A 23,080-nucleotide genomic window follows, 5' to 3' on the forward strand; every position below is an offset into this window, starting at 1 on the left:
AGAATTATGTCTCAACTATTCTCAGTAAAAAACAAAGTAATCATTATCAGTGGAGGTACAGGAGTTTTGGGTAAAGCCATGGCCAAACACCTGGCCAGGGAAGGTGCCCAGATGATCATCCTGGGCCGTAACCAACAAAAAGTGGACGACCTGGTAAAAGAAATAAAGGATGAGGGAGGCTTTGCCTTTCCAGCAGTAGCCGATGTTACCAATGAAGCAGAAGTCATCCAGGTCAAAGAGCAATTGGAAAAATCCTTCGATCAAATTGACGGGCTGATCAATGCGGCAGGTGGCAATATGCCGGGAGCCACGGTAATGCCAGATCAATTTTTTACAGATCTTTCTTCAGAGGCGGTCAAGTCCATCATGGATCTGAATTACATGGGTACTTTTTTGCCAACCAAGGTTTTCTTACCGCTATTGATCAAAAATAAAAAAGCTTCTATCATCAATATTTCCTCCATGGCAGCCAGCCGTCCAATGACAAGGGTAATGGGTTATGCCTCCGCCAAAGCGGCCATTGACAACATGACCAAATGGATGTCGGTAGAATTTGCTAAAAAATACGGAGAAGGGATTCGTGTCAATGCAGTGGCTCCGGGATTCTTTTTAACCGCACAAAATGAGCGCCTGCTGACCAATAAGGATGGCAGCCTGACTGAGAGAGGAAAGCTGATCAAGGACCACACTCCCATGGCCAGATTTGGTAAGCCAGAAGAACTTTTCGGAGCGGTGCAGTGGCTGAGCAGCGAAGCGTCAAAGTTTGTAACAGGAACCATAATCGAAGTAGATGGGGGCTTCAGTGCATTTTCAGGAGTATGAGCAAAGTCGATAACCCAATAATGATGGAACAGACCATGCGTTGGTATGGTCCCAATGACCCGGTAAGTCTGGCCGATATCCGGCAATCGGGTGCCACTGGCATAGTAACTGCCCTGCACCAGATTCCCAATGGGGAAGTATGGCCCAGGGAAGCCATTCGGGAACGCAAAAAGCTAATCGAAGCAGCAGGTCTTTCCTGGTCTGTGGTGGAAAGTGTACCTGTGCACGAAAACATCAAAACCCGATCGGGAAATTTTGAACAATACATAAAAAATTATCAGGACAGCATACGTAACCTGGCAGCAGAAGGGATCCATACCGTTTGTTATAACTTTATGCCCATTCTTGACTGGACCAGGACCAATCTGGCCTATCTGTTACCTGATGGCTCACGGGCTTTGCGATTTGAAATGAAGGCCATTGCGGCTTTCGATGTGCACATTTTAAGACGTCCCGGTGCAGCTAAGGACTACCCGGAAGAAATGCTTCAAATGGCAAAAACGCATTTTGAGTCCTTGAGCAGTGAGGATAAGGACAAACTGGTAAACACCATCATTGCCGGGCTGCCTGGAGCAGAGGCAGGCTATTCCGTAGCAGATTTTCAGGAAGCCCTGAATACTTATGATGGTATAGATGCGGCTACTTTGGGGAATAATTTGAATGCCTTTCTGAGTGAGATTGTACCTGTAGCAGAGGATAACAAGGTTTTCCTTTGCATTCATCCTGACGACCCCCCCTACCCTATTTTTGGGCTACCCAGGGTGGTCAGTACAGCCGCCGACTATGACCGAATCCTCAAGGGCAATGACAGTCCATACAATGGATTTACCTTTTGTACCGGTTCGCTGGGGGTGAGGGCTGACAATAAACTGCCGGAAATGGTGGAAAAATATGGGGATTACATACACTTTATCCACCTGAGAAGCACCCAGAGGGATGAGGAGGGTAATTTTTATGAAGCCAACCACCTGGAAGGTGATGTACCCATGGCAGATGTGGTAGAAGCCATTATCAAACTGCAGCAAAAGCGGGGAAAATCGCTTCCGATGCGACCGGATCACGGCCACCAGATGTTGGATGATTTGGGAAAAGTGACCAACCCCGGGTATTCTGCCATAGGCAGACTGAGGGGTCTGGCTGAATTGAGGGGTTTGGAAATTGGGCTGGCAAGAAGTATTTTTGGTTAAATAAAAAGTAAAAAACAAAGTCAACATATCAACTAACCTGATAATAATTATGATTGAGAAAACAAATGGCAGAAGAGATTTTATCAAAAAATCCGCCATGACCACCATGGGCATTTCCGCCCTGGGAGCTGTTGGATTTTCTGCCAAAAGTTATGGCAAAATTCTTGGCGCAAACGATCGATTAAATATCGCCATTGCCGGATTGGGCCGAAGATTGGGCGCATTCTACAGTCCGATTGGATTAAAGTCCAGTAATGTAAATTTGATGTACTTGTGTGATGTCATGCAATCCCAGCGAGAAAGGGCTGCTAAAAATTTTGAAAAACACATAGATTACAAACCAAAGCTGGAAAACAGCATCCTGAAAGTCATTGAAGACCAGGAAGTGGATGCACTGATCAACGCGACCCCGGATCACTGGCATGCGCCCGGAACCTGGTTGGCCCTGGAAGCTGGCAAGCATGTATATGTAGAAAAACCATGTAGCCACAATCCCTATGAAGGAGAATTGTTGGTCGCTTACCAAAAGCAATACGGGAAAGTGGTACAGATGGGTAATCAGCAACGCTCCGCACCGGAAAGTATTGAAATCATCAAAGCAATTCATGATGGTGCCATAGGTGATGTATACAAGGCTACCGCCTTTTATAACTCCGCCAGAGGTGAAGTCCCCAACCAGACAAAAGCAGCCCCGCCGCAAGGTTTGGATTGGGAACTGTTTCAAGGGCCTGCCCCCAGAAGAGAATATACCGACGATACCTGGAATTACAACTGGCACTGGTATGGCTGGGATTATGGAACAGCAGAATCCGGTAACAACGCCACCCACGAAATAGATGTAGCCCGATGGGCCCTGCAGGTAGATTTTCCAGAGAAAGTAATGGTCGACTCCGGCAAATACCACTGGCCCAATGATGGATGGGAAATGTATGATACCATGGATGCGGTATTTAAATTTTCCGGTAACCGCACCATTCAGTGGGATGGCAAAAGCCGAAACGGCCACAACACCTATGGACCGGGAAGAGGTACGGTTATCTATGGTACGGATGGTTCGGTATATGTAGACCGCGGCGGATACAAACAATTTGACCGCAGTGGAAAAGTGGTCAAAACCAATGAGTCCGGTGGTAGCGAGGCGGGAACTGCCCTTGGCGGTGGCGGCGACATGTCCACCCTGCACGTGGTCAATTTCTTTGAAGCCATCCGTGGAAAACAGGAACAAAACAGCCCCATAGACGAAGGTGCTAAAAGTGTGCTGCTGTGTCACCTTGCGAATATCGCTTCCCGAACCGGGGAAATCCTGGAATGCGATTCCTCTAACGGGCACATCAAAAATAGCAAACAAGCCAGCAAGCTCTGGAAACGAGAATACGAAAAAGGCTGGGAGCCTAAATTAAAAGCATAGACGGCTTTTTTTATTCAATAAAAACCACCAACCATCCCCGGTACAGCCGGGGATTTTTTTTGCCCACGCTTTTTGGTAACGTGGATGACAGCGCATGCAAATCACCGGTACCAGTTTGACGACTCTCTCCAATTATGCGAACCCGCACAAGATCAGCCAACCCTATCAGGAAAACACGCTCCAGTAAAAGTTACCAGCAAGGAACAAGTGCAGTAAATGCAAGTAAATAGCAACCATTTCAGCGCAAAAGGGCTGCATGCGGTCCAAGTTTTTGCAGGTACCGACCGTAGCGGTTCATCACCCAAAGGTGCAGGCGGGCTTGGGTATTGACATACAGGTACCAGGGTATTTTGGGGACAAATTGTTGATAAAGAAATAAGGTAATGCGATAAATGTATTTTATTGCTACCGGGATTTATTTATCTGAAAAATTCGATTTCATCCTTCTTATAACTGATTCCCAAAAAAATGAGCCGGTTCTTCTTAATTGCACTGCTATGTTTGACATTCAGCTCCCTGCCTGCGCAAACTCAAATTCAGACCTATTCCAATAATCCCCATTACTTTTCCTGGGGAAATTCGCCGGTATTTTTTTGCAACTTAAGCAAGAAACCATCCATCATTCCCCCAAACGGCTGGTAGTCCGGATACCTGCCGATTTACCTCATTTGATCGTGCATATGGAAAAGGTTAATTAATAAAATTCTTTAGAGATTCAGAAAAAAATGAGAGATGAGTGGGAACAGTATTATTTTAGACACCAATATTGTTCTTTACTTATCGGCAGGTGATGGCAACAACTGAAATTAAAAGATTATCAATCCTTTCTGGATACAATAGGGCTTATTCGAAATGAGGATAAAAAGACAAAGAATCATTAAACTCACAGATCAAAGACAAGAAATCCAAGTTCATCCCAAAAATTCTGACTTATCCAGAGTTTCCCATCCTTGGCAAAATACTTGTAATTCGCTATAAACTGCTCCTTGAGTTCAACTTCTCCAACGAGGTTAAATTCTGCATCAAGCACCGATAAAAATACCCTGGCCTTGGGGTATGCTGCGGTTTCATCAGATCCATCTCCATAAATCCACTGTTTGGACAATCGAAAATAGCGCCTATTAACTTTGTCCCATACCGGGGATTCATAACTGACTTGTTCCCCAAGTTTTCTTGTCTCCTTGCTAATTTGCTCCCGTGTACCATTTAAAATTTTCGGCAATTTAGCCCTTTTAGGCGTCAGTTTTGGTTCGTAGTCAACTACTTTTACAAGCTCACCCCTTAGATTAAAGAGGATTATTTCATTAGAATATTGGTGGGTTACATAAATATAGTTCTCATCAGCATTGAGATATACCCATGGGGGACGGGGAACAATGCCAGCTTTGAAAAAATAATCAGTAAAGGAATCCTTTGGATCTAAATCGATATTTTTAACCCTATTGTCCAGGACTGATAAGATTCCCAAAAAAGCCGTCTTTTCCATAAAATCGAGATTGGTTCCCACCACCCGCCAATCCCCGGTGTTCACTAATAACTCCATTCTCGGCGGTACAGCACCAAATGGGTCTCCTGCAGAATCCTTTGCTGTAAGCCAATTGACCTTTTGAACTACACGTCCATTTTTATCAATCACTGAGGAGAAGGGTATGGATTTTAGAAACAGCAGGTTCTCCTTCAAAGACTGCAAAGCATAGATATGCTGACCTACCCCATTGGGTCCTTCAACTTCCAGGGGAAAGGATCTCACAAAGACTTTCCGATCCAGGTCGATTTCGTCAATGGAATGATCATGGTGATTATACAGGAAAAAGGATTTTTCATCATCACCCAGGTCGGAAACATTCATATACCCTGAAACACCCAATATTTGTTCCTTTGAGTCTATAAGAACTGTATCTACTGAATACTCAATGACCTGAATACCTTGTTCGGTACTCCTCTCCTGGCAAGAAAAGGAGCGAAAAAATGGTACTAAAAACATTAAATAACTGCAATTCCTGAATCCAAATAACCCAGTCAAGTTACGCAGATAATGTATACGCACTTTAATAAGCTCCATCCTATAGAAATTTACCTTTGGCATTTCTTCTCTTGTTTAAGTGATTTTCATATCAACTACTCATACGTTTAAAGTGCTTCCATTTTACAGCCTTTCATTTATTGAGTACCTCCTTTGACTGATTAATTTTAAGCACTACTCCCCTTTTCCCCCAAAGCATCAGGAAAAAGGGCACGCTGATTAATGTTGTTTTCGGGTCGTTTACCTTCGTCATCAGGAATACTAATGAATAAATTCAAAATGCTTAGGCCCCGCACCACCATTTCAATGATTCTAAGACTTTCCGTTGACCACTTTCCTGGGCCTGGTGGGAGGTAAACAAAGGACGTTTTGCTCCATCTGACAACCATAAAGATAGTTTATTCTTTTTAAGTTGAAAAGTATCCGTAAAAATTAATCTGCCAATAGCCATGAAAAAGGAGCACATTTCGCTGACGACTGATGACAAAGACCTCCTAATCTGAAAAATCTGTCGTTGGTTCAATGTTCATTCTGACGGGAGGTTGGTTATCCTTTCATTTTTTCCGGGGACTGTCGGGTATCAAAAAAATCCGTTATAAATATCAGGCCGTCTTCTATCAGGTAAATGATCTTAAAATAGCCTTCCACCAACCTTCTGTGCCCTTTTCCCAAATGCATCAGATATTCCTCATATTGGTCCATGTGGGGATTGATGATCAGACCATCTGCCCTGTCCAGTAATTGTTTTCTAATCTCTAATGCTTTTTCTAAAGGAACCTTTTGGACCTTCAGCAAAAATTTTAGGGATTCCTCCAGGCTTTCCAGGGATTGGTCTGTATAAACTACCCTCATAGACCCAACCTGTCGTCCAGCTTCTTCTCTAACTCTTCCCTTGTATATACCCTGCCTGCCCGGATATCTTCTTCGGCTTTTAATGCCCTGGAGGTCAGTTTTTCTTTAAGCACCGGGTCTAAACTGGACTTAATAAGTAAGGTTTTAATCGCCTCCAACACATGAAGGTCATTTTCCTTTTCGATCAGCGTTCTTAATTCCTGTTTTATGTCTATTGCTCCCATAATAATTATAAAGGTAACATTTTATTTGTGGATTTATGTTTCTTCTCAACCCGGTAACTGGTGTTGCTTAACCGCCATTCTCAGTTCCACTAAGCCCTTTTGTTTGTCACTTTACCATGTGGCCCTAGGTTTGTAAATTGCGAGCACATGGTTAATCCTCAGGTCGTTCCGAACTTCTAATAGACTTCAGCTAATGGCCGGAATTTCTGCTATGACTGTTGACGATATCTATAAATGGTAGCTACTGAATGAAGTTACCCTGCTTACCAAAGGGTAGTTAAGGAATTTCTTCATTAGGAACCTGGCGGCTTCGCCAAGTTCACCAAAAAAATCGCAGAACAGCAATTTCTCCCTATCTTTACCCTCCAAATCAATAATCCGGAATTTCATGAGTGCCATATTATTCAAAACAGCAGTTATACTCCTATTCATCACCTCTCCTATCCTGGCCCAGGAAGAAACCGACTGGCAGGTAGCCGCGCCCGAAGGAGATTGGGAATTTGAAAACGTAACCTTTACTACCGATGAAGGCACCTGGATGAACCTGGATGTCAGCCCTGACGGAAACACCATTGTTTTCGACTTGTTGGGAGATATCTACTCCATGCCGATCTCCGGAGGAACTGCAACTGTCCTGAGATCCGGCTTGCCTTTTGAGGTTCAGCCGCGTTTTAGCCCGGACGGGAAATGGATTTCCTTTACCTCTGATGCCGGAGGAGGGGACAACGTCTGGGTGATGAAGCCCGATGGCAGCGATGCCCGTCAGGTTACCAAAGAGTCCTTCCGCCTGCTCAATAATGCCGTATGGATGCCGGATGGCAACTACCTGGTGGCCCGAAAACACTTTACCTCCGGTCGATCGCTGGGTGCCGGAGAAATGTGGCAGTACCATATTTCCGGCGGAGAAGGCTTGCAACTTACCCAACGGAAAAACGACCAGCAGGATGTCAATGAACCCAGTGTATCGCCCGATGGCAGGTACCTTTATTTCAGCGAAGACATGGCTCCAGGTGGCAGCTTTGAATACAACCGGGATCCCAATGGGCTAATTTATGTGATCAAACGCTACGATTTTGAAACAGGTGAAACGGAAACGCTCACCGGAGGACCCGGAGGTGCAGCCCGGCCCCAGGTTTCTCCGGATGGAAAAAAACTGGCCTTTGTAAAACGAGTCAGAACCAAATCGGTGCTCTACATCCACGACCTGGAAACGGGCGAAGAATGGCCGGTCTATGATGAACTAAACAAAGACCAGCAGACCGCCTGGGCCATTTTCGGGGTTTACCCCGGATTCGCCTGGATGCCGGACAACCGGCAGATTCTGATTTGGGCCAAAGGGAAAATCCAGAAAATCGATACCGAAAACCTGGACCAAAGCAACATTCCTTTTACGGTAAACGCGACTATTCCAGTAGCCGAACGGGTTCATTTCAGCCATCCCATCGCAAGAGAGACCTTCACCTCCCGCATGATCCGGGATGCGGTCACTTCGCCGGATGGCCGGCAACTGGTATTCCGGGCATTGGGTTATCTCTGGATCAAAGACTTGCCAAAGGGAAAACCGAGAAGAATTACGGAGGGTACTGACTTTGAGGCGGAACCGGCCTTTTCGCCAACAGGGGACAAAATTCTCTTTGTAACCTGGAATGACCTGAACAAAGGAGCCATTAAAGAAGTGAATTTGAGCAATAATCGGTTAAGCATCCTTAGCCAGGAAAAAGGAATCTACCGAAACCCCTCCTATTCTCCGGATGGATCACGGATCCTCTACCGAAAAGAATCGGGCAACCTGGATCAGGGCCGCACCTTTACCAAAAATCCCGGCATCTACCTGATGGATCGCCAGTCCCGGGAGACCAAAAAGTTGGTGGAAGAGGGCGATTTCCCGGTATTTACCCGAGATGGAAACCGTGTATTTTTCCAGACCGGCGGAAAGTTCTTCGGAAACCTGACCAAAAGCCTGAAATCCGTAGACCTGAATGGACAGGACGAGCGCACGCACATTGAATCCAAATACGCCAACCGCCTGGTTCCCAGTCCGGACAACCAATGGGTAGCCTTTATCCACTTGCACAAAGCCTACCTGGCACCCCTTGTACTCAATGGACAAACGGTCAACCTGGATGATAAAACCAAATCCCTGCCGGTGGCCCAACTATCCGAAGATGCGGGCCTGAACCTGCACTGGTCTCCAGACAGTGAGACCATTCTGTGGACGCTGGGGGATGCCTATCACAGCAAGCGACTGGACGAAAACTTTGATTTTCTGGGCCAATCAGATCTGGAAGAGGAAAAAACCGAAACCGAACCGATAAAAATTGGATTGGAGGCTGCGGTCGATCGGCCGGAAGGTATCATTGCCTTTACCGGTGCCACCCTGATCACCATGGAAGGAGATGAAGTAATCGAAAACGGCACGGTCATCGTCGAAGGTTCCACCATCAAGGCAGTAGGTGCCTCTGCTGCCATTTCCATCCCCGATGGGGCCCTGGTTTACGACATGGCTGGAAAAACCATCATGCCGGGCATCGTGGATGCCCACGCCCATATTGGAGCATTTAGGGATGGGCTTACCGTGCAGCAAAACTGGCAATTGTACGCCAACCTGGCCTATGGCGTGACCACCGCCCACGACCCTTCGGCCAATACCGAAACGGTCTTTACCCTTTCCGAAATGGTGCAAAGCGGTGCACTGGTAGGGCCCCGGATTTTCAGCACGGGCTTTATTCTCTATGGGGCGGATGGCGATTTCAAAGCGGTCATCAACAAGCTGGAAGATGCCCGGTTTTCGGTACGCCGTACAAAGGCTTTCGGTGCCACAGCCGTGAAATCCTATAACCAGCCGCGAAGGGATCAGCGGCAACAGGTGCTGCAAGCTGCCCGGGAACTCGGGGTGAATGTGGTGCCCGAGGGCGGCTCCACCTTTTTCCATAACCTTTCCATGATTCAGGACGGGCACACCGGCATCGAACACAACATCCCCATCGCACCGGTGTACAAAGACGTGTTGGAGCTCTGGGGCCAAACGGAGGTGGGCTACACCCCCACGCTGATTGTCAACTATGGCGGCATCAACGCAGAGTATTACTGGTACCAGAAAACAAACGTTTGGGAAAACGAAAAATTGCTGCGATTCAGTCCCCGGGGGATGATCGATGCACGGTCCCGTCACCGCACGATGGTCCCGGAGGAAACCTACGAAAACAGCCATATCCTCACTTCCCGGCAAGTCACCGATCTGGCGAATAAAGGCGTCACCGTTAATCTGGGTGGTCACGGACAACTGCAAGGCCTGGGTGCTCATTGGGAATTGTGGAGCCTGGCACAAGGCGGCATGTCCAACCACGAAGCATTGAAAGCGGCTACCATCAACGGCGCCCGGTATATCGGAATGGATGCGGACCTGGGATCACTCAAGCCCGGTAAACTGGCCGATTTGATCGTTTTGGATAAAAATCCGCTAGCGGATATCCGCCACTCGGAAAGCATCACCCATACCATGATCAACGGACGCTTGTATGAAACGGAAAACATGAACGAGATCGGCCACCTTAACCGGGAGCGACCGCCCTTTTACTGGGAAAATCGCCTGTTTCAGGAAGCCTTTCCCTGGCACGAGAGCATCCAAACGTACATGCACAGCGGCTGTGGCTGCGGTGTAGGCAGGCACTAAGACTCCTTTCTATCTACAAAAAAATAGGGATCCTTCTTTAATTGGAGGGTCCCTTTTTCCCAAAGGCTCCGGGCATCCATCAGTACCGAATCGGCTAGCAGCACCTTTCCATTTTGGCAGGAATCCGATCCCAAAAGTCCTTCCACCCGCTCGTAACGCTGCTCGAATCCGGCAAAATCATGCGTATAATACGATTTCAACATCTCTCTTCTGGTTTGATCTTTTAAGGTATAAAGGACCCTGGCACCCAATAGATAAGGTGGTTTGATGCCTTCTTCCACGGCATGCATGGAGGTATTGGGCCGGGACCCGCAGCCCAGAAACAGGATTTTTCCATGCACTTCAGGAAGCTTGGCAAAAGGAGAATGCGGGCCGCAGGGTGTATCATCCAGCAAATGTTGGGAGAGAAAATAATCGCTTAATTTTCCGATCGCACAGACCGAGTGTGTGGGGTGCATGCTTCGTTCTACCCCTGGAAAGGTGCGGAAAAACTCCGGCAGGCCGCCGACACAAGAGGGAGTTTTCAAAACATCGAAAAATGGATTTTTTGGGGTAACGGTCTTATACGATAATGCAGGCATCAACAAGGTTCCTTCAGGTCCCAACAGATCCAGAAGGGCATTAACGACGATTTTTGCCCTGTCCGAAAACTTTCCTAAGGAATTCAAAGAGGCATGAACCAGTACCTGGTCCCCCTCGCCCAACCCAAGCTGGCTCAGGTCGGCTTGAATCAGTTTTTTCCATTCCGTCATAGTTAAAATGGAGAGATCTTAATTTTTCAACGTTAACTGCTTAAACGAACGCGTAAGATCCAGCAGGGATTGCTCCACACCCATACGCTCCAGGGAAGAGGCGCCCACAAAACCGTGTACATCCGTAGCATCCAGTACCTGCCGCACGTCCTCTGGGGTGTTGATCGGGCCGCCGTGCGTCAAAAAAAACAAGTTCGGATTAATGGATTGGCAGGCATCCATTATTTCACGGGTTTTGTCAATCGCCTCCTCCATGGTACAGGAAGCTCCGGTAACCCCCACGGAGCCCCCGACGGTGGTGCCGACGTGGGCAATGATGGCATCCGCACCGGCTTCCGCCATTTTGATCGCCTCCTCTGGTTTGGCCACGTAAACAATGGAAAACATATCCATTTTATCGGCTATACGCACCATCTCCACCTCTTTGTCAAAGCTCATTCCGGTCTCCTCCAATATCTGACGGAAATTTCCATCTACGATGCAGTGGGTGGGGAAATTATTGATTCCCGAGAAGCCCATATCTTTCACTTTGAGTAAGTGATGCCAAATCCTTCGTCGGGGATCCGAACCGTGAACGCCGCAAATCACGGGCACTTCTTCCACCACGGGCAAGACCTCAAACTCACCAATCTCCATGGCTACCGCATTGGCATCTCCATAGGCCATGAGGCCGGCAGTAGAGCCATGACCTGACATGCGAAAACGGCCCGAATTGTAGATAATGATCAAGTCCGCTCCGCCTTTTTCGATAAACTTGGCACTGATACCTGTTCCGGCACCGGCAGCTATTATGGCTTTTTTATTATCAATGGTTTTCTTCAGGCGATCCCTTACTTCTTGTCGGCTGTAAGGGTTGCCCTTTCCTGTCCAGGGGTTAGGCATGGTGCTTAGTTATTTTAAAATTTGGTTTAAAAAAGCAAGTTACCTCAAAAGCTCCGTTGATTCAAGGAACCTATCGGCTTTTGAAAGGTATTATTCCATTTTTTTGTTTGGTTTTTTAAAATTGATTAAATTATATGAAATTTCTCCTTGGCGTTTTTTGACAATAGATTAACCCAAATATTACTATGGAATCAAAAGAAAGCATTTACAGACAGACAGAATACAATCCATTAAAAATGGCAGTTTTTCTCATATTCCTGTTGGCATTGCTGGCTTGTCAGGAGGAAAAGGAAATTGTTCCCAGGGGCGAAATGGACATATCGGGTGTAGTTACCGGAGCCAACGGTCCGGAAGCGGGGGTTTGGGTTATCGCAGAAACCCAGGACCTCCCTACCCGCTATGCCAAAATCGTGGTCACGGATGATGAAGGCAGGTACCTGATACCCGAATTACCTGATGCAAGCTTTGATGTATGGGTGAGGGGTTACGGGTTGGTGGATTCACCTAAAGAAAAGGCCAGCCCCGGTCAATCATTAGACCTCAATGCAATAGAAGCACCAAGTCCGAAGGAGGCAGCTGAGTATTACCCTGCCGGGTATTGGTTTTCGCTATTGGAAGTTCCGGATAAAAGTCATTTTCCCGGAACCGGTCCTGAAGGAAACGGCATAGCTCCAAACATTACCAATCAGGCCCAATATCTGAGAAACATCAAAAATGGCAACTGCCTGGCCTGCCACCAACTTGGCAGCAAGGGTACCCGGGAGTTTCATCCCTCATTCAGAGAAATTGAAAGTTCAGAGGCTGCATGGGAAAGAAGATTGCAATCCGGACAAGCAGGAGGAAGCATGACTTCTTCCTTACATCAGCTGGGAAAAGAAGGTTTTTTAAAAATGTTTGCCGACTGGACGGATCGGATTGAAGAAGGGGAAATTCCTGAAATGCCCAAAAGGCCGGAAGGGCTGGAAAGAAATGTGGTCATCACCCAATGGGACTGGGCGGACCCCAAGGCTTATTTACATGATCTGGTTTCTACCGACAGGAGAAACCCGACTGTAAATGCCAATGGGCTGATTTATGGTGCCCTGGAAGCCAGTGCCGATTACCTTCCCGTGCTTGACCCGGTAAACCATACCACGTCCAAGGTACCCCTGACAGTAAGAGATCCCAATACCCCTGTTGCCTCCGGCCCGGAGATGCCTGCTGCTTCCCCCTATTGGGGAGAAGAAGCCATCTGGAACAGCAAAGCCAATGTACATAACCCCATGCTGGATGAAGAAGGCAGGGTATGGATAACGGCTGCAGTTCGTCCTTTTGATAATCCTTCGGTTTTTAAGGAAGGATCCGATCATCCCTCCGCAAAAGTATTTCCCTTAAATCGATCCAGCCGTCATCTTGGGGTATATGATCCCGAGACGGAAACATACCAACACATCAGTACCGGATTCAGCACCCATCACCTGATGTTTGCCGAAGACGAAAACAATACCCTTTGGACCAGCGGCGGAGGTCAGGCGGTAGGTTGGCTGGACACCAAAAAATACCTTGAAACCGGAGATGAAATTGCCTCCCAGGGATGGACCCCGCTGATCCTGGATACCAATGGGAATGGAAAGAGAGATGCTTACGTGGAACCCGATGAGGAGGTAGATCCTGCAAAAGACAAGAGAATCACCAATGGGCTTTATGCCGTGGCTCCGGCTGCGGATGGATCAGTCTGGGGTTCTTCCCTGGGTTATCCCGGAGCTGTAATACGAATAGTTCCCGGTGATAATCCTTCCGAAACTGCGCTGACCGAATTATATGAATTGCCTCTGGATGAGGCCGGTGAACCCATAGAAGGCTGGTCACCCAGAGGAATGGATATTGACCGGAATGGGGTGGCCTGGGTGGCCCTTGCCAGCGGGCACATGGCCAGCTTTGACAGAAGCAAGTGCAACGGACCTTTAAATGGACCTGATGCTACCGGACAGCATTGCCCCGAAGGATGGACCTTCTACCCGGAACCCCTTCCCCAGATGAAAGGTGTGGACTATCCCGGCAGTGCTGAATCCAGCTATTACACCTGGGTAGATCAGTTCAATACGCTGGGTCTGGGTGAAAATATACCTATCAATACCGGAAATGAATCGGAAGGCCTGTTGGTGCTAAAAGACGGAGAATGGGTAGTCTTGCGGGTGCCTTATCCCATGGGATTTTATACCAAATGGATGGACGGCCGCATCGATGATCCCGATACAGGTTGGAAAGGAAGGGGAATCTGGGCTACCATCAGTACCCGGGCACCTTTTCACATGGAGGGAGGAAAAGGTACCACCAGCAAGGTGTACCATTTCCAAATGCGACCCGATCCGCTGGCCTATTAATAACAATCAAGTCTTTCAATCAAAAAACTCTTCCAAAGTTTTAAACTTTGGAAGAGTTAATTGCTTTTTTGGAAGAGTTATTTGAAAATAGACCTGTCAGGTTTTAAAAACCTGACAGGTCTTTATATTTAGGTTTAACCCTTTCCAAAATCCCCAAAAGCTGTTCGACGGCCGCCCTGGCAAAAGTCTGCTCATTGATATTCGCAGCTATTAGGGTCGTTGCGATTTCCGGATCCAGGTGCCTGGATAGGGCATCTTCAAATGCAAGCGTAGTTTTCTTATCAAAAAAAACATTGCCAGGCGCATCCAGTTGGGAAAAGCCATTCATCGGAGTGATTACTGTTATTTTTGATTTATACCGGCCTTTGTTCAGTTTTTTCGCGATTTGTTTTGCCATCGCCATATTTTCTGCTTCGTTGGTTCGCATAAGCGTCACATCCGGAGCCCATTGATAGAAAAGCCTATCCTTGTATTGCTCCGGTACAGATGATTTGGAACCAAAATTAACCATGTCCAGACAGCCGGGTGCCAGCACCAAAGGCAGGTTCATTTCCACCGCTGCGTTCAACCTGTCAGGACCTGCGCTTAAGATTCCACCGCAAAGTTCATCCGCCAATTCGGTGGTGGTCAGGTCCAGGACCCCATCAAACACCCCTTCTCTGATCAGGGCTTCCATGGTCTTCCCGCCCAAACCATTGGCATGAAATGCCATTACCTCAAATCCCTTCTCCTGCAATATCCGGGTACATTCATTGACACATGCTGTGGTATTGCCAAACATGCTGATGGCAATGACACCTTTCGCTTGCTTCATTTGGGTCACTTTCACTCTCCCCATGGCCACAATGGCTGCTGCTGCCTGGTCTATGATGGGCACAATAATGCTGTTCAGTTCAGCCACATCCACGACTGACGGAATAAGGACGATATCCTTCAGACCCACCAGGGAAGAAACATCCTTTGTAGCAAGAGTAGAAATACATAGCTTTGGCAGCCCAAGTGGTAATACCTTCATGGCAGAAAGCGCCAGGAAGGTTCCTCCTCCTCCACCCATGGCAATCACCCCTTTGAGCTTGTTTTGTTCTGAAAAGGCGGAGAGAATCTTTCTCAAACCCTTAGCCATCACCTCCAGGGCGAGTCCACGGTCTTTTTTGGTTCTCAATTCATGCAGTGCGAAACCTCCATTTGCCGCTACCTGGGCTGCTTCCAGGTCCACGGGGAAAATATTCGTAGAGCCCATGATACCGACATTTATGCAAAAAACATTTTCGCCGGAAGCCATGACTTGTTCACGGAGCCGGGAATAAACCGCTGCTTTGGTATCAAAACAACCCATTATTAAAATTGCCGGTGCTTCAGGAAACTTCATTTGATGAATTTATTTTTTCAAAGGAAAATTACGATTGAATGTAGGCATTTTAGTTAAAAAAAGTAATGCATTAGGGCATTTAAAAATATTATGAAATCAAAAGCATTGGCCTGGCTTTGATTTTTATCCCATGACACTTAGGCTTATCTTTATAAGATCACTTTCAAAACACTAATTGACATTCAATGATGACTACTAACAGCCCCCTTTTCCAAAAAATTACCCGCGACATGAATTTTCTAACCAAATGTTTCCAAAAGGTCTTGCAACAGCTTGGTGAGCATGATTTGGAAAAAATGGTTGTCCAAAAAACAGGATCCATGGAAATCGAACTGGAAGCCGGAGAGTTGGAGGAAAAGCATATTCAGGTTCTCAGCATTTACCTTCAGTTGATGAACCTGGTAGAGGAAAATGCAGGGGTTCAGATGCGTCGGAAGATGATCAATGAAAATGGTTGTACTTCCATCAGAGGATCATGGGGCGAAACCTTTCAACGTTGGCAAAAACAGGGATTGACGGCCAATCAAATGGCAAAAGTCGTTCGGCAAATCCAGGTGTACCCGGTATTGACGGCTCACCCTACGGAGGCCAAAAGAAAATCCATTTTGGAGCTTCACCGGGAAATCTATTTGAACCTGGTCAAACTGGAAAACAATGCCTATTCCAAATTTGAAAGAACCGGTATGGAGCGGGAAATCGTTGCTTTATTGGAGCGCTGGTGGAGAACAGGTGAAGTGTACCTGGAAAAACCCACTCTGGAAATGGAAAGAAACAATGTCATGCATTATTTTTCCAAGGTTTTCCCTAAAGCCCTACTCAAAGCTGACCAACAATTGATGGACAGCTGGGCAGCCATGGGTTTTGATCCTTCCGTTTTTAATGAGGCAGCTGCCTTTCCTGATTTTCAATTGGGAAGTTGGGTTGGCGGAGACCGGGATGGTCATCCATACGTAAGTGCCGAGCTTACCCAAAATACCTTGTTGGAGCATCGAAAAGCGGCCTTGTCCCTGATTCTGGGAAACCTGGAATTGCTGGGATCAAGAATGAGTTTTTCTGCCATCAGGAATCCAGTACCAGAATTTTTTAAAGAAAAAATACAAGAAAAAGCCAGGGCAATCGGCCCGGAAAGCGAACCGGCCCTTGCCCGTAACCCCATGGAGCCCTGGCGGCAATTTATAAATTTGATGTTGTTAAAGGCTAAAAACACATCCTCACAACTCTGGGAGCAAGTGATCTATTGCAATGCTGATGAATTACTGGAAGACCTGCACATACTCAGAAAAAGCTTATTGGAAATTGATGCCGGCCATGTGGTTACTCAATTTATCCTACCCCTGGAAAGGCAGGTCAAATGTTTTGGGTTTCACCTGGCACACCTGGATATACGGCAAAACAGCAGCTTTCATGAGAAGGCCATGGAACAAATCATCGCCGGCACTTTTAGCGGTTTAAGCCCTTATTCCTCCTGGTCGGAAGCGGAAAAGGTACAATTTATTGGTGATGAACTTCAAAGCAACAGGCCATTTGCCTACCCCGGAAAATCCTTTGGTCCGGAGGCAGATCAGGTATTGGCTTGTTTTCAGGTTATTAGAAACCATATCGATCAGTTTGGTGCTGATGGAATCGGTTCGTTTATCGTCAGCATGACCCGAAGCCTGAGCGACCTTTTGGTGGTCTATTTATTTTTGCGTGAATCCGGTTTGGACAGAAACCACTTTCAGGTAGTCCCGCTGTTTGAAACCATTGAAGATTTGCAGGAGTCCAGCCGAATACTGGAAGCCTTCCTCAGCCATCCTGCCTATCCCAAAAACAGCAAGTTACAGGAAATCATGCTGGGTTACAGTGACAGCAATAAGGATGGTGGTATCATGGCCAGCAGGTGGAACATCTATCAGGCCGAACAAAAGCTTACCCAAACCGGACGCAAGCATGGGAAGGAACTTCGCTTTTTTCATGGCATAGGCGGAACCATCAGCCGCGGGGGCGGAAAATACCACCGCTTCCTGGAAAGCATGCCACCAGGCAGCTTGCAGGGATCCCTTAAAATTACTGTGCAGGGAGAAACCATTTCTCAGCAGTTTGCCAACTTGCTGACTGCAGGTTATAACCTGGAAATGCTATTTTCAGGCACTGCCCTTCAAACCTCCTATTCCCTCTTTCCCGAGAAAATTCCGGATTTTCCAATGGATGCCTTGGAAAAGTTGTCTACCATTGCTCAAAACCATTATCAGGAATTGGTCCGTCATCCGGATTTTCTGGAGTTCTATGGCCAGGCTACTCCCATTGATGTGCTGGAACTCAGCAAGATTGGATCAAGGCCATCCCGAAGGAGTGGGAAAAGGTCACTGGATGACCTGAGAGCCATCCCCTGGGTATTTAGCTGGAGCCAGTCCAGGTTCAACCTTACTGGATGGTATGGCATAGGAACAGCCTTTGAACAATTAAAAAGAAACCAATCGGAAGCTTATGAACAATTGAAATCAAATGCGGAAACCTGGCCCTTATTGAGGTATATCCTGATACAGGTGGAAACAAATTTATTGAATGCAGACGAAGAAATCATGAACCAATATGCAGGATTGGTGGCAAACAGGGAAACGGGAGTGAAATTCACCAAAAGCATCATGGAGGAACATAAACTTGCACTGCAGCATATCGGCGAATTATTGGGCAAGGAAAGGGAAGAAAGAAGAGCCGGCCTGCTGGACAGTATAGTCCGGAGAAAAAATGCCCTTCACGGCTTGCACCAACTACAACTGAAGAATCTCAAAAACTGGAGAGATTCCAAAGAAATCGACTCGCCATTGGTAACCCGATTGCTCAAAATAACCACGGCTTTGGCCAGTGGCTTGAAGAATACAGGTTGATCAATGGCTCAAATCCTTAAATTTAAGCAGGTTCCAATAAAGGAACTCCTCCGTATTGCTTATTCTCTCAGCCAGCCGTTTGTAGGATTTATACTGATAAACCCTGGCTGCAATAGATAAAGGTGCTGCCAAACGGGCATCGTTTTTATCGTGGATTTGTTCATAGGGCCAATCTTTCCCAGTATCCAAATAAGGCACCATAAAATCCAGTGCCTTTCGGATGCTTCCACCCTTGGGATTTTCATAGGCCCAAAGATCCAAACCTGTATGGTCAGCTGCTTTGGCGTAGCTCATGATGCCCAACAAGTTCATGGCACTGTAGTCCCAGGAACGGGTACGGGCCAATTCTTTGGGTTGAGACCCGTCTGCTTCGATCATTTCATCCATGATCAAAGGAAGCCCGGCACGGGCCAGGCTGTCCGCTGTTTCCTGCTGATCTACATAAAGGGCCAGTGGAATCGCCTGGGCAAAGTACCAGGTGGTATGGTTATTCCCATGGATGGCTTCATCTTTTCCATGTTCACTATTGATCAGCCAATCCAGGTATAGAGCAATCCAATTCTCCATTCCTTTTTCCAGTTCTGCGATCCAATGTTCTGAATCTGAAAGCATGTATAGCATGTCCGGTAATTCCGAAAAGGAGCGGGTATCAATAATCCCTATACCCCTGCCTTCGGTCCTTCCCGGGATGCGCTGGGCATAGTTCAGATTGGGATTCATTTTGGTGTCAGGATCCAAAAACCAAGCACTAAGCAGCTTTATAGCATGAGCAGCGTAGGCTTCTTCTCCTGAAAAAAAATAAGCCTCACTCAAGGTTTTAAGGGCATCCATCAATTTACCCAATTCCTCTTTGTCCTTATAATCGTAATATTCCGGATTGATTTCCCCATCCCTGCGGATATAAGGCAGGCCATCTTCTTTTTCAGGGTCAGGCCACCAGTAGGGACCCATGCTGGTATAATCGTGTATATCCCCACTTGGGGGTAACTGGGTTTTATGGGTAACAGAAAAGGGCCCCTCCAATAATTTTTGATCTGCTTCCCTGAGAAGTGCTTGGACTGCAGGAAAAAGGGGCTTTTGAGAACCAAAGGAAATGCGCTCTTTTACTTTATGAATGATTTCATCCTCCAACAAGATAAATCGCTTGCCTGCGGTATGATCTGTCTGCGAAAATGCAGATTGAAAACCAAGCAGGATCATCATTAAGACCCAGATGCACAGATAAAATTTTAAACTGATTTTATTATTAATTGGCAAAATCACTTGAATAAATGTTGATTGCTTTCTGTCAAAGAAGAATTTTTGGGGTACCTCGAATTACTTCTTGCCTCTGCTGGTCAGCACCAAGCCAATTACAAGTAGGATAACACTGATAATGACTGGGGTCCAATTGGCTGTACTAACCGCAATATCCAACCCAAATAAACTGAAGCTTTCTGAATCTTGCATGGCTTGCAGGCCAAACATGATGGTTCCAATAATTCCTAAAATCAATAAAATAATGCCCGCAGTTCTCATAGTGTTCGATTAAATGGTGAATAGTGTCAATAAGAAGATAATAATTGATGATCAATTTATAAAAACCCATTGATAATTGGTACTATTTGATCAAAAAGAAATTCAAAGCATACTTTCCCAGCTATGATGCGTTTACCAAAAAAGGAACTGATGATGAAATTCAGAAAACACTAATCCAAATCCTTAAATACGTAATTCAAATCCAGTTGAAATCCGGAAATGGATACAGACTGTATGACATCCCCTGAAGTCATCAATCTGGAAGGAACGTATATACCCTCCTCAAGGGTATAGGCCATTACAGTCCGCTCATCAGGGTGAATGATCCAATATTCCAATACACCACTTTCCTCATAGACTTCATATTTGTTTTTAAGTTCTTTTTTATTGCTTCCGGGAGATAAGATCTCCACTATCAGGTCCGGAGCTCCGATGCAACCCAAATCATCTAATTTACTCTTATCGCAAATGACACATATGTCAGGTTGGACAACTGTATCAATATCTTCATTATTCTTTGACTTTACCGGAAGCCTGACATCAAAGGGTGCTTCATAAACTTTGCAAGAATGATTTTCCAGAAACTTATACAATAAATAAAAAATCTTTCCTGAAATCTCCTGATGAATCCTTCTTGGTGCAGCTGTAGCAGATCGGAATACTTTACCCTTGATCAACTCCACCATTTCATCCATCTGCCAGCTCAGGTAATCGGCATAAGAATACCTGCCATACTCAGTAAATGGCTCTTTTGTTTGATCTTTTTGATCCATGCTAACAATTTACAAAAAAAAGCTTATTCTCTGAAATTGCCCTTTCTTTTGCCGACAAGGTTTTACTTCACAGGTACCACCACACTTTTTTCGAAAAAGCCATAACCATAACTTACTTTGACCTGATCTTTTTCTTCCAGGAGAAGTATCTGCCCTTCAGCTTCCAATCTGGAATCATTTTTTTCCATTCTCCCCTCCAATTCCAAAGAGAAAGCAGACAGCTCTTTTAGGCCAAGGGAAATGCTATTTCCGGCCATGTTAGCGACCTGCACATTTGCTTGTTCCTCCTGATCCGAATAAAAATTTAACGGTGCTACTAAACGGATAAGCAGGTCTCCTGATTCATTTTGGCTGCATTCCAGGCGGGTATAATAATTGGCCAGATAAGCCATACTGATATTGAAAGCCGTATTGAACTGGACCCAGCCTTCTGTCCAGCCCACATCTCCGGCTTCTGGATAGTTGGGATAATGAAAAGACTTGGGAGATCCATCAAACACAAAGGGGACCTCGTCCAGCAGGCCTATGCCTCCCTTGTGCCTGCTGTACCATCCCAGGTCCACTCCTTCTATTTCCTGCGGACCCTTAAAGGAAAAATGCCTTCCCGTGGGATTTCTGCCAAAGGCATTCTCCAAATGAGACCAGGCCAAAATCTCCAAATCCCGAATCAAATCCTTATCTCCAAGCAGGGTCATGGCGGCAAAGGCAGCAGCTGGAAACCCCAGGATATTTCCAGTTTCATTCCATCCCGGAGGGGTCCATTCGGCTTCATCGTATTTTCTGAAATCCCACATGTTACCCGAGCGGGACAAGGCAATTTTTGCCCAGTCAGCGACCTTTGCCTTCAAACCGGCAGGGGATCTTTCCGGATATTCGGTATAAAAATACGCAAAGGCCCTCATGGTCATGTGCTCTGACATCCTTTGGCCTTTGGTCGTCATCGGGTCCTGCCAATCCAGATTTTGGATCATCCAGTCCATCTGTCGGTAGGCCGCATCAAAATATTTTCCCGCCTCCGGGTCATTTTCGCGCTTACTTACTTCATACATCATCAGATTAGGAATGACCGAAAAGCCCGGAGGCATTTCTCCTTTGGTAGTTCCCAGTTGGGTTTTAAGGTGTAACAAATTGTGCTCAGGGCTCTTATCGTACTGGGAAAGAGAGTGCTCGGATACCTCAGCCTTCTCCCAAACCGAGATGGCATATTGGTATACCTTATCAAAATTTTGTCGGGGCAGCCACTTCTTCAGGTAGGGCCAGGCATACAGAAAATGCGCCAACTCCGCCTTTTGCATTTCATGGTCCAGCTGCTGGCTGATTTTAACATCTGCATCCCAATGCATTAATTGGATGATATCTGGCGTGCCCTCTTTGAAAGGCAGCAACTCCCCCCACAAGCCCCGATAAGCGTCAGGGAAAGCTTCATTGGGAACGTACTTTCCCTTTATCTCCATCCGCTCATAAGCAAAAGGATTGCTGTGGTACATGGCTACCAGACTCTGCATGGACCAATTGAAAAAATCCCCATCCCGCCAGGCAAAACTTATAGGCCTTATTTCTTTGACATTCCCGACATAGTGCCGGGCATCCAGCATAAAATCCACCATATTCCTATAGGTAACCCTTTCCATCCAGTAAGGACCTATGCGAAACGGATAAGAAGCCTTACCCTTAATCTGTATCTCAAATGCATCAGTGGTCTGGGGATTAAAAGCTGAAAAATCTCCTTTCTCTCCCTTTACCTTAGCGGTAAAAACAGTTTGTTTGTTTTTTAAATTTACTACATGAAATGCAGTACCATCCGCTATCCCGGGTGCGGTAAAGCGCTTTGGCCTGCTCAGGTTATATCCACTTTGGTTGACCAGAATGGGTTTGGCTGCAAGCGTACTGCTATCTTTGTATTGCTGTCCAGATAATATAAACTCCCCGATCTGCATGGGTTTTTGATCAGCTGCTGCGATCCGAATGCGGTCCACCAATAAAGGCTTTTCCAGGTCAACTTCCACCCTGTGGGATTCATTATTGGCTACCTTATGAACAGTCCTCCATTCCCCATTTAACAAATATTGCAGGAGCAATGCCCCGTTGGGTGTATGATCCGGGGCAAAGTCTATGGTAGCTCCCAGCACTTCAGTGGCTCCGGGCAGACGGACTGTTAACCATGCCTGCTCATCTAAAGATCCACTGCTCCAATAACTTTCCGGATTGCCGTCAATCGCAAAATCAGCATTTTTACCAGCATCCACTGAACTGGCGGTTGCAGACCCGGAAAGACTCAGGTTATTTTGTCCTTTTACCGGAAATATAGCAGCAACTGTCAGGACTATCAGGATAAATAAATCAGAAGGTTTTTTATTGATCATTTTT

General features: G+C 46.4%; 17 protein-coding genes. 6 read left to right on the forward strand and 11 right to left on the reverse strand.

Annotated features, from left to right (window positions below):
- Nucleotides 1–6: 6 nt before the first annotated feature.
- Genes G9Q97_RS04245 through G9Q97_RS04255 form a run of 3 tightly spaced genes read left to right on the forward strand, consistent with a single transcriptional unit; the run spans nt 7 to nt 3,417 of the window.
- Nucleotides 7–822, forward strand: a complete 816-nt coding sequence (locus G9Q97_RS04245; protein ID WP_166143510.1) for an SDR family oxidoreductase — start codon at nt 7–9, stop codon at nt 820–822.
- Entirely contained in the window at nt 819–2,009 is a 1,191-nt protein-coding gene (uxuA, locus tag G9Q97_RS04250) for a mannonate dehydratase (RefSeq protein ID WP_246255410.1), read from the forward strand. The genes G9Q97_RS04245 and uxuA overlap by 4 nt, the downstream gene beginning before the upstream one ends.
- Nucleotides 2,010–2,058: 49 nt before the next feature.
- Nucleotides 2,059–3,417, forward strand: a complete 1,359-nt coding sequence (locus G9Q97_RS04255) for a Gfo/Idh/MocA family protein (protein WP_166143512.1) — start codon at nt 2,059–2,061, stop codon at nt 3,415–3,417.
- A gap of 883 nt (nt 3,418–4,300) precedes the next feature.
- Here the strand turns inward: G9Q97_RS04255 and G9Q97_RS04260 are convergent.
- From G9Q97_RS04260 to G9Q97_RS04275, 4 genes are all read right to left on the reverse strand, one after another.
- Nucleotides 4,301–5,401, reverse strand: coding sequence for a DUF4221 family protein (locus G9Q97_RS04260; protein WP_166143514.1), 1,101 nt, complete (start codon nt 5,399–5,401; stop codon nt 4,301–4,303).
- Between the two features lie 206 nt (nt 5,402–5,607).
- Entirely contained in the window at nt 5,608–5,829 is a 222-nt protein-coding gene (locus tag G9Q97_RS04265) for a hypothetical protein (protein WP_166143516.1), read from the reverse strand.
- 157 nt (nt 5,830–5,986) lie between these two features.
- Complete coding sequence (locus tag G9Q97_RS04270) at nt 5,987–6,292, reverse strand: type II toxin-antitoxin system RelE/ParE family toxin (RefSeq protein ID WP_166143518.1); 306 nt, start codon at nt 6,290–6,292, stop codon at nt 5,987–5,989.
- Nucleotides 6,289–6,516, reverse strand: coding sequence for a hypothetical protein (locus G9Q97_RS04275; protein WP_166143520.1), 228 nt, complete (start codon nt 6,514–6,516; stop codon nt 6,289–6,291). Before G9Q97_RS04275 ends, G9Q97_RS04270 begins: the two co-directional genes overlap by 4 nt.
- A gap of 2,518 nt (nt 6,517–9,034) precedes the next feature.
- On the opposite strand from G9Q97_RS04275, the gene G9Q97_RS25350 reads away from it, so the two are divergent.
- Entirely contained in the window at nt 9,035–10,189 is a 1,155-nt protein-coding gene (locus G9Q97_RS25350; protein ID WP_394352975.1) for an amidohydrolase family protein, read from the forward strand.
- Here G9Q97_RS25350 and G9Q97_RS04285 read toward each other — a convergent pair.
- Nucleotides 10,186–10,941: an AAC(3) family N-acetyltransferase gene (locus tag G9Q97_RS04285; protein WP_166143524.1), complete on the reverse strand. Its 756-nt coding sequence runs from the start codon at nt 10,939–10,941 to the stop codon at nt 10,186–10,188. The genes G9Q97_RS25350 and G9Q97_RS04285 overlap by 4 nt on opposite strands.
- Before the next feature lie 18 nt (nt 10,942–10,959).
- The gene (locus tag G9Q97_RS04290; protein ID WP_166143526.1) at nt 10,960–11,823 is read right to left on the reverse strand and encodes a phosphoenolpyruvate hydrolase family protein; all 864 of its coding nucleotides are present in this window, start codon (nt 11,821–11,823) and stop codon (nt 10,960–10,962) included.
- Nucleotides 11,824–12,008: 185 nt separating this feature from the next.
- Between G9Q97_RS04290 and G9Q97_RS04295 the strand changes: the two genes are divergently transcribed.
- Nucleotides 12,009–14,186, forward strand: coding sequence for a carboxypeptidase-like regulatory domain-containing protein (locus G9Q97_RS04295; protein WP_166143528.1), 2,178 nt, complete (start codon nt 12,009–12,011; stop codon nt 14,184–14,186).
- A gap of 103 nt (nt 14,187–14,289) precedes the next feature.
- Here G9Q97_RS04295 and G9Q97_RS04300 read toward each other — a convergent pair whose 3' ends face one another.
- Entirely contained in the window at nt 14,290–15,555 is a 1,266-nt protein-coding gene (locus G9Q97_RS04300; protein ID WP_166143530.1) for a Tm-1-like ATP-binding domain-containing protein, read from the reverse strand.
- Between the two features lie 230 nt (nt 15,556–15,785).
- Between G9Q97_RS04300 and G9Q97_RS04305 the strand changes: the two genes are divergently transcribed.
- Nucleotides 15,786–18,422, forward strand: a complete 2,637-nt coding sequence (locus tag G9Q97_RS04305; RefSeq protein ID WP_246255412.1) for a phosphoenolpyruvate carboxylase — start codon at nt 15,786–15,788, stop codon at nt 18,420–18,422.
- On the opposite strand, the gene G9Q97_RS04310 is transcribed toward G9Q97_RS04305, so the two are convergent.
- The 4 genes from G9Q97_RS04310 to G9Q97_RS04325 all read right to left on the reverse strand — a co-directional run bounded on the left by G9Q97_RS04310 (nt 18,423) and on the right by G9Q97_RS04325 (nt 23,076).
- Nucleotides 18,423–19,625, reverse strand: coding sequence for an alginate lyase family protein (locus G9Q97_RS04310; RefSeq protein ID WP_166143532.1), 1,203 nt, complete (start codon nt 19,623–19,625; stop codon nt 18,423–18,425).
- A gap of 114 nt (nt 19,626–19,739) precedes the next feature.
- Nucleotides 19,740–19,940 (reverse strand): hypothetical protein, encoded by a 201-nt coding sequence (locus G9Q97_RS04315; RefSeq protein WP_166143534.1) that lies wholly within the window; start codon nt 19,938–19,940, stop codon nt 19,740–19,742.
- Nucleotides 19,941–20,110: 170 nt separating this feature from the next.
- Nucleotides 20,111–20,713, reverse strand: coding sequence for a Uma2 family endonuclease (locus tag G9Q97_RS04320; RefSeq protein WP_166143536.1), 603 nt, complete (start codon nt 20,711–20,713; stop codon nt 20,111–20,113).
- A gap of 62 nt (nt 20,714–20,775) precedes the next feature.
- Nucleotides 20,776–23,076, reverse strand: a complete 2,301-nt coding sequence (locus G9Q97_RS04325) for a discoidin domain-containing protein (protein ID WP_166143538.1) — start codon at nt 23,074–23,076, stop codon at nt 20,776–20,778.
- Between the last annotated feature and the right edge of the window lie 4 nt (nt 23,077–23,080).

It is taken from the genome of Cyclobacterium plantarum (assembly GCF_011290685.1).
GTDB lineage: Bacteria > Bacteroidota > Bacteroidia > Cytophagales > Cyclobacteriaceae > Cyclobacterium > Cyclobacterium plantarum.

Bases quoted from the DNA above. Each gene is read 5' to 3' on its own strand.
- G9Q97_RS04325 (WP_166143538.1), bottom strand. From the start codon at position 23,076: ATGATCAATAAAAAACCTTCTGATTTATTTATCCTGATAGTCCTGACA.
- G9Q97_RS04270 (WP_166143518.1), bottom strand. From the start codon at position 6,292: ATGAGGGTAGTTTATACAGACCAATCCCTGGAAAGCCTGGAGGAATCC.
- G9Q97_RS04245 (WP_166143510.1), top strand. From the start codon at position 7: ATGTCTCAACTATTCTCAGTAAAAAACAAAGTAATCATTATCAGTGGA.
- G9Q97_RS04300 (WP_166143530.1), bottom strand. From the start codon at position 15,555: ATGAAGTTTCCTGAAGCACCGGCAATTTTAATAATGGGTTGTTTTGAT.
- G9Q97_RS04260 (WP_166143514.1), bottom strand. From the start codon at position 5,401: ATGTTTTTAGTACCATTTTTTCGCTCCTTTTCTTGCCAGGAGAGGAGT.
- uxuA (WP_246255410.1), top strand. From the start codon at position 819: ATGAGCAAAGTCGATAACCCAATAATGATGGAACAGACCATGCGTTGG.
- G9Q97_RS04255 (WP_166143512.1), top strand. From the start codon at position 2,059: ATGATTGAGAAAACAAATGGCAGAAGAGATTTTATCAAAAAATCCGCC.
- G9Q97_RS04320 (WP_166143536.1), bottom strand. From the start codon at position 20,713: ATGGATCAAAAAGATCAAACAAAAGAGCCATTTACTGAGTATGGCAGG.
- G9Q97_RS25350 (WP_394352975.1), top strand. From the start codon at position 9,035: ATGCCGGGCATCGTGGATGCCCACGCCCATATTGGAGCATTTAGGGAT.
- G9Q97_RS04305 (WP_246255412.1), top strand. From the start codon at position 15,786: ATGAATTTTCTAACCAAATGTTTCCAAAAGGTCTTGCAACAGCTTGGT.
- G9Q97_RS04290 (WP_166143526.1), bottom strand. From the start codon at position 11,823: ATGCCTAACCCCTGGACAGGAAAGGGCAACCCTTACAGCCGACAAGAA.
- G9Q97_RS04265 (WP_166143516.1), bottom strand. From the start codon at position 5,829: ATGGTTGTCAGATGGAGCAAAACGTCCTTTGTTTACCTCCCACCAGGC.
- G9Q97_RS04295 (WP_166143528.1), top strand. From the start codon at position 12,009: ATGGAATCAAAAGAAAGCATTTACAGACAGACAGAATACAATCCATTA.
- G9Q97_RS04315 (WP_166143534.1), bottom strand. From the start codon at position 19,940: ATGAGAACTGCGGGCATTATTTTATTGATTTTAGGAATTATTGGAACC.
- G9Q97_RS04285 (WP_166143524.1), bottom strand. From the start codon at position 10,941: ATGACGGAATGGAAAAAACTGATTCAAGCCGACCTGAGCCAGCTTGGG.
- G9Q97_RS04275 (WP_166143520.1), bottom strand. From the start codon at position 6,516: ATGGGAGCAATAGACATAAAACAGGAATTAAGAACGCTGATCGAAAAG.
- G9Q97_RS04310 (WP_166143532.1), bottom strand. From the start codon at position 19,625: ATGATGATCCTGCTTGGTTTTCAATCTGCATTTTCGCAGACAGATCAT.